General features: G+C 39.0%; 8 protein-coding genes. 5 read left to right on the top strand and 3 right to left on the bottom strand.

Translation table 11 applies throughout. The features are described 5' to 3' along the window. Positions 1–230: 230 nt before the first annotated feature. On the top strand, positions 231–3,170 hold the full coding sequence (locus tag GQR46_RS10205) for a TonB-dependent receptor (RefSeq protein WP_165740881.1): 2,940 nt from the start codon (positions 231–233) through the stop codon (positions 3,168–3,170). A gap of 243 nt (positions 3,171–3,413) precedes the next feature. Further along, a complete protein-coding gene (locus tag GQR46_RS10210) occupies positions 3,414–5,153 on the top strand; it encodes a SulP family inorganic anion transporter (RefSeq protein ID WP_165740887.1) in 1,740 nt (579 codons plus the stop codon). A 52-nt stretch (positions 5,154–5,205) separates the two neighbouring features. On the opposite strand, the gene GQR46_RS10215 is transcribed toward GQR46_RS10210, so the two are convergent. Continuing rightward, on the bottom strand, positions 5,206–5,883 hold the full coding sequence (locus GQR46_RS10215; RefSeq protein ID WP_165721108.1) for a glutathione S-transferase family protein: 678 nt from the start codon (positions 5,881–5,883) through the stop codon (positions 5,206–5,208). 177 nt (positions 5,884–6,060) lie between these two features. Here GQR46_RS10215 and GQR46_RS10220 point away from each other — a divergent pair, with 177 nt between their 5' ends. Then, positions 6,061–6,831 (top strand): DUF1223 domain-containing protein, encoded by a 771-nt coding sequence (locus GQR46_RS10220; protein ID WP_165740882.1) that lies wholly within the window; start codon positions 6,061–6,063, stop codon positions 6,829–6,831. Between the two features lie 25 nt (positions 6,832–6,856). On the opposite strand, the gene GQR46_RS10225 is transcribed toward GQR46_RS10220, so the two are convergent. After that, the gene (locus GQR46_RS10225) at positions 6,857–7,510 is read right to left on the bottom strand and encodes a hypothetical protein (protein ID WP_165740883.1); all 654 of its coding nucleotides are present in this window, start codon (positions 7,508–7,510) and stop codon (positions 6,857–6,859) included. A gap of 184 nt (positions 7,511–7,694) precedes the next feature. Here GQR46_RS10225 and GQR46_RS10230 point away from each other — a divergent pair, with 184 nt between their 5' ends. Next, entirely contained in the window at positions 7,695–9,053 is a 1,359-nt protein-coding gene (locus GQR46_RS10230) for a serine hydrolase domain-containing protein (RefSeq protein WP_165740884.1), read from the top strand. A 164-nt stretch (positions 9,054–9,217) separates the two neighbouring features. On the opposite strand, the gene GQR46_RS10235 is transcribed toward GQR46_RS10230, so the two are convergent. Next, entirely contained in the window at positions 9,218–10,039 is an 822-nt protein-coding gene (locus tag GQR46_RS10235; protein ID WP_165740885.1) for an AraC family transcriptional regulator, read from the bottom strand. A 126-nt stretch (positions 10,040–10,165) separates the two neighbouring features. On the opposite strand from GQR46_RS10235, the gene GQR46_RS10240 reads away from it, so the two are divergent. Further along, positions 10,166–10,636 (top strand): YHS domain-containing (seleno)protein, encoded by a 471-nt coding sequence (locus GQR46_RS10240; protein ID WP_165740886.1) that lies wholly within the window; start codon positions 10,166–10,168, stop codon positions 10,634–10,636. Positions 10,637–10,683 lie beyond the last annotated feature (47 nt).

The raw sequence follows: 10,683 nt of genomic DNA on the forward strand, positions 1-10,683 counted from the left end.
AAATACACCATAAGCCATTAAATTTATTAAATATAAGCAAAATAAAAGAACACTTTGTAATACACCTTGTGAATTTTTGGTAAACAAAGGTTGTAATAAAAGCTGAATTGGACTAATTTCAACCATACCACCTGTATGACACGCTACAGGGAAATAGCAGTTAAATTGGTTAACCAAACCAAGTAACAACACACACAATGACGTAAGTCGTACCCAAACGGGAGAGATACATGAAACTCAATCAAATTACTTCAACATTAATTAATAAACATAAAAGAAGTAGCTCTACAACAATCAGTGCAGCAGCCCTTTTATTAATGGCTTCTTCTACTATTGCAGCGCAAGAGGCTCCGGCAGCTTCAGAAACGGCAGCTGCAGATATTGAAGTTATTGAAGTAAAAGGCATGCTAGGTAGTATGAAAGCCGCCGCTATGCTTAAGCGTACTGACGGACGTATTGTAGATGCGATTGTTGCTGAAGACATTGGTAAGTTACCTGATAATAATATTGCAGAAGCACTGCAACGTATTACTGGTGTATCTATTAATACCGATTTTGGTGTGGGTGACAGTGTTTCGATTCGTGGCTTACCTCAAAACCGTGTTGAATTAAACGGTCGCTCTACTATTGGCGACTCTCGTGACGGTATTAGCTTACAAGATTACCCATCAAGTTTCTTAAAAACAGTAGAAGTAGTTAAGTCTCCTACTGCCGATATGATTGAAGGTGCATTAGGCGGAACAGTTAGCTTAAAAACAGTTCGCCCATTAGAGTTAGATAAACTAACTGGCGCAGTTTCATTAGATGGTGAATATGCAGATAAAACAGAAAAAGTAGCACCTATTTTTAGTGGTTCACTTGGTAACAACTGGGACTTTGACGAAATGGGTACCTTTGGTGCTATTGCTATGTTTTCGTATCAAGATCGTGAAATTCGTCAAGATGAAACGTCTAGCCGTGTTAAACCTCAAGACATTGATATTAATGGCCAAGAAGGTAATACACCAAGTGGCAACGCTATCGTACGAGACGAGCACAGTGTTGAACAATATGTAGAACAACGTAAACGTACTGCTGTAAATTTATCACTTCAGTGGGCACCGCAATCTGGTAATGGCATGGTGTATCTAGATTTAAGTGGCACTAAACGCTCTGGTGAGCAAAGTGGTAACTCTATATTAGGTGTTGCGGGTTCGTTATCAACAGATGCAAATACAACTCAAGATGCTAACGGCGTAAATAATTACACGCTAACAAACGAATTTGGTATCCCTAAAACATACAGTGACTTTCGTGAAACTGACTCGTTTTCAAATGCACTTGGTGCAGAGTGGAACCTTACTGACAGTATAAAAATCTCTGGTGAAATTGCAGTAGCATCATCAGAAAGCGTAAGACCTGATTCTGAATTTACACTTCGCCCAATCGAAAAATCAACATTTGAAGCAAGTGGCGGAACTCAGCTAACAAATCATTTATATGATGGTGCATTTTCTCAAGACGGTAATAAATTACCAAGCATCATTCATTCAGATCCAAATGCATTTACTGACCCACAAAACTTAGCACTACGTACGTTTAAAAGTGAAGATAGAAGAACAGACAATGACGAAACAGCTATTCGTTTTGATGTTGAAATGTTTGAACCTCTCAGCAGCTTAAGCTGGGTGTCTAAAGTAAAAGCAGGTGTACGTGTTACTAACCGCGATTACGAATATGAGCAATACAAAGTAGAAATTAAAGACATTTACAAAAATGCATTTAACGACTCAGATGGTTCATTAGCTACTTTATGGGTTGATGACTACAACGCTGCTTTTTCAAATAGCTTCACAACAGTTAGCCACGACAACTCTTTTGACCAATTAGGTAATTCTGGTCAAAACGACCTACTAACGTTTTTAAGCTACAACGGTTTATCTAACCCTGCAAATACTTACGCTCAACTTCAGCAGTTACTTGCAGGTACTAACCTAGCGTCAACGGGGAGTCTTTCAGATAACCAAGAGTTCCAAGAAAGCGCATACCGTAACGTAGTTGAAGATACAGCAGCTGTGTACATATCAGCGTACTTAGACTTTGATAACATCACTGCGATTGTGGGTGGTCGTTATGTGACTACAGATTTAGAATCAAGCGTATTTCTTAATGGCGAAAAAGTAACTGGCGACAATGACTACAGCGACTTTTTACCAAGCTTAAACGTTACGTATAACTACTCAGACGAAACATTATTCCGCTTTGCTGCTGCAAAAGTTATGCGCCGCGCTGACTTTAGCGAGCTAAGCCCTGCATTTGACGTTAATAACGATATTACGGGTGCAACGCAAGGATCTATTGATTTAGAACCATACCGTGCAACGCAGTACGACTTATCAGTAGAGCATTACTTTGATGAAGGTAACGTACTATCTTTCGCTGTATTTTATAAAGATGTTGAGTCTTTCTTAAGTAACGAAAGCAGCTGTCAGGCTTCTTCAAGCACTTCAACTGGTCAAAACGTAACGCAGTGGAACCAAGTATGTCAGCTTGACGTTGCAGGTGTTTCACAAGACAACCTAGTATACTCTGACGCAACTGATTTCCCTGTAGATGCAGATGGCTTTAACCATGTTGCAGGTCTGCGTGACGCAGGACTAACGGGTATCGATACAGTTAAAAATGTAAATGGTGAAAACGGCTCAGTACAAGGTTTTGAAGTGGGTTACCAACAGTTCTTTACAAGCTTACCTGGTGCATTTTCTGGCTTAGGTGTTAATGCAAACTACACGTATGCAGACAGCGAACAACCAAACGGCAACCCACTATTAGATATTTCTAAAAATACATATAACTTACAAGTATTTTGGGAATACGAAGGGTTCTCTACTCGTATCGCTTATAACTACCGTGACAGTTTCTTAGATACTGAAAACGAAAAACGCGTAGAAAATATTAACTCAGATGGCAGTATTTCAGCACAAGGCACTGTTTACGGTAATAACTACCGTGACGACAGAGGCCAGTTAGATTTCTCTGCAAGCTGGGATATTAACGAAAATATTACGCTAGTAGGTAATGCGACTAACTTAACGGGTGAGCCTTCAATCTACCTATCTGAACTAGGTGGTGCTTGGAAGTACACTGAAGCGGATCGTCGTTACAGCTTTGGTATTCGCGCTAAATTTTAATTTTCCCTGGAAACTAAAGCCTGCTTTATGCAGGCTTTTTTACGTCTATAAAAAAGTGGCTTTATATTATACAACCTTATTAAAAACATGATTATTCTACCGAGTTAAATAACCCTCCATCGCTATAGTAAATAACTAATTCAATACAGTGGGTATTACGTAAAAATACTCTCCTCTAGCTATACTTATTTGAATATTAAATTTACTATCAAAGCGTTATTACTATTAACAGGAAAAGTTGAAGTGCTGTCGCGTTTATATAATTTTATGCCGGGTTTAGATACATTGCTGCACTATGAGCGACAATGGTTTGCTGATGATTTAAGAGCAGCGCTATCGGTAGCTGCCGTAGCTTTACCTGTTGCCATTGCTTACGCACAGCTAACCGGTGTTAATGCTGCCGTAGGGTTATATTCTTGCATATTGCCAATGATGTTATATGCACTTTTTGGCACTTCAAAACAGTTAATAGTAGGCCCTGATGCTGCTACCTGCGCCGTTATTGCAGCAGTAGTAACACCTCTTGCTGCAGGTGACAGTTTTAAACATTGGCAACTTGTTGTCACCATGACCGCTATGACCGGCTTTTGGTGCTTTATAGCCAGTAAATTTAAGCTAGGTGTATTAGCCGACTTTTTATCTAAACCTATTTTAATGGGATTACTAAACGGCGTAGCCATTACTATTATTGTTGGTCAATTTTCCAAAGTATTTGGCTTTACCTTTGACGAACGCTACCTACTTGAACGCTTAGGTGGTGTGCCCACATACCTAGCGCAAACACATGTCCCCACCTTATTAATGGCTTTGTTTACACTGGCGGTTTATTTTGTGATGAAACGCGTAAAACCCACGTGGCCTGCATCTATGTTCGCCATTGCCTTTGGTGCGCTTTTGGTGTGGATTTTTGATTTAAAACAGCTTGATATAAAAACCATTGGCACCGTAACAGGTGGACTTCCCGTTTTTAATACCCCTGTTTTTGATTTAGGGATTATTCGTGAGTTAGTGGTCCCCGCACTTAACTTAGCCATCGTGAGCTTTGTTAGTATGATGCTAACTGCCCGCAGCTTTGCTGCTAAAAATGGCTACGACATAGACGCCGATAAAGAATTTAGAGCGTTAGGTATTGCCAATATAGCGTCAGCTCTTTCGCAAGGTTTTGCAGTCAGTGGCGCCGACTCACGCACCGCTGTTAACGATGCAACAGGTGGTAAAACACAGTTAGTATCAATAATAGCAGCGGCCATTATTGCTGTCATAGCCGTATTTTTAACAGCCCCACTTGAATTTATTCCAAGCGCAGCGCTAGGTGTTGTACTCATTATTGCCTCTGTTCATTTACTCGATTTAAAAGCTGTTTGGCAATTAAAACGAAAAGATAAACAGGCATTTTATCTCGCCTCAGCCACCTTACTTGCGGTGTTATTTATTGGCGTTATACCAGGGATCACACTTGCTGTATTACTGGGGTTATTTCAATTTATTCGCACTGTAATGCGCCCAACCGACAATATACTCGGCGTAGATGTTAACGGTGTAGTAAGAAGTTTAGACGCCACAGATAAAGCAAAAGCAGTGCAAGGCGTGTTTATTTATCGTTTTAATTCACCTTTAACTTACTTTAATGCCAGCTACTTTAAACGCAGATTACTTGAGCAATACGCAAGACAAAAAGACGACACCCACTGTGTAATAATTGATGCAGTACCTTGCTTTACTCACTTAGATTTAAGCGTAATGGCAATGCTTGCCGATCTAGATGTTATATTTAAAAAGCGCGATATAAGGCTTGAGCTTGCAGGCAGGAAACGTCAGCTGCTGTCATGGTTTGAAATTGCCGGTATGAAATCAGGAACAGAGGGTATATACATTCACTCAGACCTATACATCGCCCTAAAAAGAAATAGCGTAAGCCAGCACACCGAGGAAGTTAATTTATTCGTGGCAGATGAAAATAAAGAGGCGTTAACACAGCCATAAAATACTAAACAGCAGATCAGCTAACTGCTCTGCTGTTTATATTAAGTACTTTTTATACTTTTGGGTAGTTTGAAGGGAAAAATGCTTTTTTAGCGTCTTCATCAAACTCTTTTTTAAAGGCTACATCAGTACCAATTACGCGTGCACGTGCAACCGCTGGGCGGCTATCAATGCTTTCAAACCAACGCTTAAGATTTGGATACGGTGCTAAGCCCTCTTCACCTAATACAACCGGTGCTTTATCAATCCAGCCCCATGCAGATACATCAGCAATTGTGTATGTATCACCCACAATAAAGTCACGACCCTCAAGGTGCGTATCAAGCACTTCGTAATGGCGCTGCGCTTCACGTAAATAACGATTAACCGCGTAATCAAGCCCTTCTGGTGCCATATGTCTAAAGTGAACACTTTGCCCTGAATACGGACCTAAACCAGATGCGATAAACATTAACCACGACAGCATTTCAGCGCGATCGTCGGCCTTACCTTCAAGCTTTCCATATTTTTCAGAAAGGTACATTAAAATAGCATTCGAATCGAACACACGCGTTTCACCATCAACAATGGCTGGCGCTTTAGCGTTTGGGTTAATTGCTTTAAATTCAGGTGTATGTTGCTCACCTTTTAAAGTATCAAGAGGAACAAGTTCAAACGGCAAGCCTGTTTCTTCTAAAAAAAGAGCAACCTTCATTGGGTTAGGAGTATGGTGAAAATAAAATTTAATCATGTAAAGTTCCTCAATAATTGAGCAACGATTAAAACACAACTTGAGCGGGTGTTCAAATTAAGTTTTAACCAAGTAAAATATACAGTTAAAACGTGATTTAATTGTGAGTATTTCGTGATACTTCATTCGTAAATATCATTTAGGCTGAATGCAATATCAACCTTTGCGAGAAGTAACATGCCTTTTAAAGCACTATCCCGTCCATTTTTTATCTCACTTGTTGGGTTAATAATTTTTTGCTTTCAAAGCCAAGCTGCTGAGCAAGTAACTATTTCCAGTACAGCTAATCCGACTACCTTTTTAGAGCTTTACACATCGCAAGGTTGCAGTAGTTGCCCACCAGCAGAGCGCTGGATTTCAACGTTTACAGATGATGAAAAGCTATGGACTGATTTAATCCCTATTAATTTTCATGTTACTTATTGGGATTATTTAGGATGGAAAGACCCGTTTGCCTCTGCTGTTTTTAGTAAAAGACAACGTACTTATAAAGCACTCGGTAAAAGTAGGATTGTAGCAACCCCAGGATTTATGGTTAACGGCAGCGGGTGGCAAGGTTGGTTTTATAAGCAAGCTATTCCTGTAGCTAAAGCCCCTCATTTAGGTAATTTAAAAGCGACTATAAACAATAGTAAAATTAATCTCGAATACGATACTGTTAATACCAAAGATGATACTAACCAAAACTTAATAGCCCATGTAGCTCTGTTAGGCTTTGGCATAGAAACACAAATACACAGCGGCGAAAACGCAGGCCATAAGTTAAAACACGACTTTGTTGTTATTGGCTACGAGCAAAGTGACATGCAAACTAAGCAACAATTATCATTAACTGACTTAAACCTGCCTCGCGCTAAAAAAATATCGCCAACAAAGCAAGCCTTAGTATTTTGGGTATCTGAAAAAAGCGACCCTACCCCACTACAAGTTGCAGCAGATTGGTTTTAATATGGATAAAATAAACAGCTGAAGTTTAAAAATAGGCCACCATTACACCTTTAACTATACAGCTTGTTAGTAGTCCACTCATACCCATATACGTAAACATAAAGCGTTGTTCAGAATCTGTTTTAAACACGAAAGCGACTAAATAAAGAGAAGCAATAATAGCTACGCTTAGCATAAGCCCATAAATAAATGAGCCGCAATAGTGTGGTAATACAGCTAAAGCGAGTGCGGTTAAATTAGTGCCAAAGAATGCTACGGGCTTTTTAATACCGCGTAAAATGGCAAATAGCGGTATAACAAAAGTAAGACAATACAACCAAATAATATGAGTAGACCATCCGTAACTTAAGGGAGCTTTAACTTCAAAAGTAGAAAGCTTAAAATTACTCGTAAATGTCCATGCAGCATTAATAATTATACTTACAATAAAAGCCCCAATAAATAGAGCGACTAACACCGCAATTGCACCGCCTGCGGTAGCCCCTGCTTTCTCTTTTTCTATAATTAAAATAATGACACTTAACAGCCCACTTAATTGTAACCACTGCCAATAATCGCTCGTAAATAGAGGAATAGCAGCTAAAACGATCGTAGTTATAATTAACTTACTTCCATCATTTGAGCGCAATAAATAAAAGGCCATTATGGCAATATAAAATAGAGCCGTTACATCAGGCATATCAACAACTTCCTTGTAAAAATATAATAAAAACCAATAAACGCAGCGATTATACCTATTACTGAGCCCCTATAAAATCCGATAATTGTGTTTACTTTTTAGCTGTGCAATATTAACTCACTATAAAACACAAGGATCGCTAAGCCTATCTAGAGGTTTGGTATAAAAACTAAAAAGGATGAATATGATTAAGCCATTTTACGCTAGCTGTTTGTTAGCCCTCTCGCTATTAACACCCAGCCTTGTAAAAGCCAACCCGACAGCCTCGCAATATCAGGAAATTCTTAACGAGAACCTTGCTGAAAACGAGCCTGGGGTATCGGTAATTATAAGTAAAAATGACAAAGTACTTTTTAAAGGAGCGCGCGGGCTTGCCAACCTTGAACATAACATTGCACTTAATGAGCAAAGCGTTTTGCGTTTAGGTTCTATTTCAAAACAATTTACTGCAGCTGCAATTATGATGCTGCAAGAGCAAGGTAAGCTAGCGGTTACCGATGATATTCATAAGTATGTTGCAAACTTCCCAACAGAGGGCAACCTCGTCACAATCGAAAACTTATTAACCCACACCTCAGGCATCGCCAACTACACAGATGACGACGACTTATTCGATAAAGAAATACAAGTACCCACCAGCGTTGACGATGCGTTAGCGAGATTTGCCAAACACCCAATGGTGTTTAAACCCGGCGAAGCCATGGCTTATTCAAATACCGGTTATTCACTGCTTGGTAAAATAATTGAAGTAGCAAGTGGCCAGTCTTACAAAGACTTTATTGAACAACACATATTTAAAAAGCTAAAAATGAACCAGAGTAGTTATGAAGGGCAAGAAATTGTTGCCCATCGCGCCTCTGGGTATGAGCAAACAGAGCAAGGATTTATCAACACCAACTACATTAATATGGATTGGCCATATGCCGCAGGTGCGCTTATATCTACTCCAACTGACTTAAACATTTGGTTTAGTGCGTTATCGTCTGGCAAGCTTATTAGTAAAGCAAGTTATGAGAAGATGGTAAGCCCTTTTAAATTAAATGACGGCAGCTTTTCATCCTATGGTTACGGATTAATTATTAAGCCTTTGAATGAATACACCGTAATTAAACACACTGGCGGAATAAATGGTTTTTTAGCGCATGCACGCTATATTCCAGAACAAAAGCTATATGTTGCAGTACTGGCTAATTCAAACCACATAAACCCTATTTTTATCAACGAAAAACTCACAGCCAGAGTACTAGGTATTGCACTCCCCGAGTTTAAAAAAGCAGAGGTAACAGAGCAGCAATTAGCGCCCGTATTGGGTGATTATCGTATTGATAAAAACACCTTACGCAGCCTAATTTTTGAAAATGACGTTTTGTATTCAAAGCGCACTGGTGGCGATAAAACAAAACTTATTACGATGTCTAAAAATAGCTTTTACTATCCTAATTCAAACAATTACTTAGTAATAGAAAAAAACAGCCAAGGCCAATTGGTAATGAAGTATTTTAGTGGATTATCAATAACTCCTACTAAGGCGATTAAAATTTAATTTCAAGATTATCCAAATAACAATGCCCGAAGTTCACTCAAGTCGTAACCTCGGGCATGACTGGTTTTATCGTGATTCTGAGGTAAATTAAGACCCTATTAATTTGATATTACGAAAACCTTCACCAGATTCAAAAATGCAGCTTACTCAAAGAAACTAAAAATTTACTGCTGACTCAATAACCACTCTTTTGGCGCTTGCCCTGTTTTTTTTCTAAATACACGGGCAAGTGCAGAGCCATTTTCGTACCCAACCTGATTAGCCACTAAATCCATATTTTGATTTTTTAAAATAAGCTTTTTAGCAACCGATAAACGCCAATCAGCCAAATAGTCAGCCGGTGTTTGCTCAATTACTCGCTTAAAGGTATCGGCAAATTTAGAGCGCGACATACCACATTCCTCAGCCATAGTGCTGAGCGACCAGCTTTGTTCTGGGGTTTGGTGTATTTTTATTAATACCTTAGCCAACTGAGGATGGGCAAGCCCTGCCATCATCCCGCTTTTAATTGTGCCTTCTTCTAGTACTTTACGAAGCACACTAATTAAAAATACATCGCATAAGCGATCTATAATTAAATACTTACCGCTGGCGTCTTTAAATGCCTCTTCAAAAATCCAAAAAGCGCTCTGCGTTAATAATCCATCACCCGTTAATTCGTAATTTAAGCAAAAAGGCAGCGCCTGCAATAAAGGGCTATGCCCTCCACTTTGATAGCTAATTTGTGCACACACTAAATCAGCACCGTCACCCTTATCCGAAAATAAACAGTGCCCTGTAGAGTGAGGAAAAAATATAACCGAAGGCGTAGATAAAACAACTTCAAAGCCACTATTACTACGCACTTTTAACGTACCAGAACGTAATAAATGTAAATGCCCAACACCTTGATCGTCACTAAAGTCACTCGTACCGCACATGTTCCCACTAAAAAACACATTGGCATTAAGCGAAAAGTGACTCAATACACTCGAAAGTACGTCCATAAACGCCTCCTTGGATTATTGGTATGAAAATACAGACTAATAGACGCATATTAACCAAAGTATAACGATAAAGTACACCTAAGCTTTAAACAAACACATTAATTAAATTACTCTTTGGAGATACACATGAAATTTTCGACACTCACTAAATCAGCTTTTTTTGCAGCATCAGTCCTTGCAAGTTCACTAAGCTTTGCAGCAGACATAGACGCAAATGCAGACGTTAACGACATTGCAATTAGTGGTTACGATACCGTTGCTTACTTTACCCAAAACAAAGCGGTAACAGGCAGCTCTGAATATACTGCAACACATAAAAATGCCATTTATAAGTTCAGTTCAGCTAAGCACCGCGACTTATTTAGAGCTAACCCAGAAAAGTACGTACCACAATTTGGTGGCTTTTGTGCGTTTGGTGTATCAATGGAGAAAAAGTTTGACGTAGATCCTGAAGCTTTCAAAATTGTTGAAAACAAACTTTATTTAAATCTTGATAAATCGGTTCAAAAACAATGGCTAAAAGACGTACCAGGCTTGATTACTTCAGCCAATTCAAACTGGTTTGACATAAAAGACAAAACAGCAAAAGAGCTTTAATAAAACCAATTTAAAGTTAATTTTGAGGTTGCTTCGGTTTATAACCG

This window comes from Pseudoalteromonas sp. Z1A6, assembly GCF_011378745.1.
Classification (GTDB): domain Bacteria; phylum Pseudomonadota; class Gammaproteobacteria; order Enterobacterales; family Alteromonadaceae; genus Pseudoalteromonas; species Pseudoalteromonas arctica.

Coding starts and splice junctions, on each gene's coding strand:
- GQR46_RS10205 (WP_165740881.1), top strand. CDS start 231: ATGAAACTCAATCAAATTACTTCAACATTAATTAATAAACATAAAAGA.
- GQR46_RS10215 (WP_165721108.1), bottom strand. CDS start 5,883: ATGATTAAATTTTATTTTCACCATACTCCTAACCCAATGAAGGTTGCT.
- GQR46_RS10220 (WP_165740882.1), top strand. CDS start 6,061: ATGCCTTTTAAAGCACTATCCCGTCCATTTTTTATCTCACTTGTTGGG.
- GQR46_RS10225 (WP_165740883.1), bottom strand. CDS start 7,510: ATGCCTGATGTAACGGCTCTATTTTATATTGCCATAATGGCCTTTTAT.
- GQR46_RS10230 (WP_165740884.1), top strand. CDS start 7,695: ATGATTAAGCCATTTTACGCTAGCTGTTTGTTAGCCCTCTCGCTATTA.
- GQR46_RS10235 (WP_165740885.1), bottom strand. CDS start 10,039: ATGGACGTACTTTCGAGTGTATTGAGTCACTTTTCGCTTAATGCCAAT.
- GQR46_RS10240 (WP_165740886.1), top strand. CDS start 10,166: ATGAAATTTTCGACACTCACTAAATCAGCTTTTTTTGCAGCATCAGTC.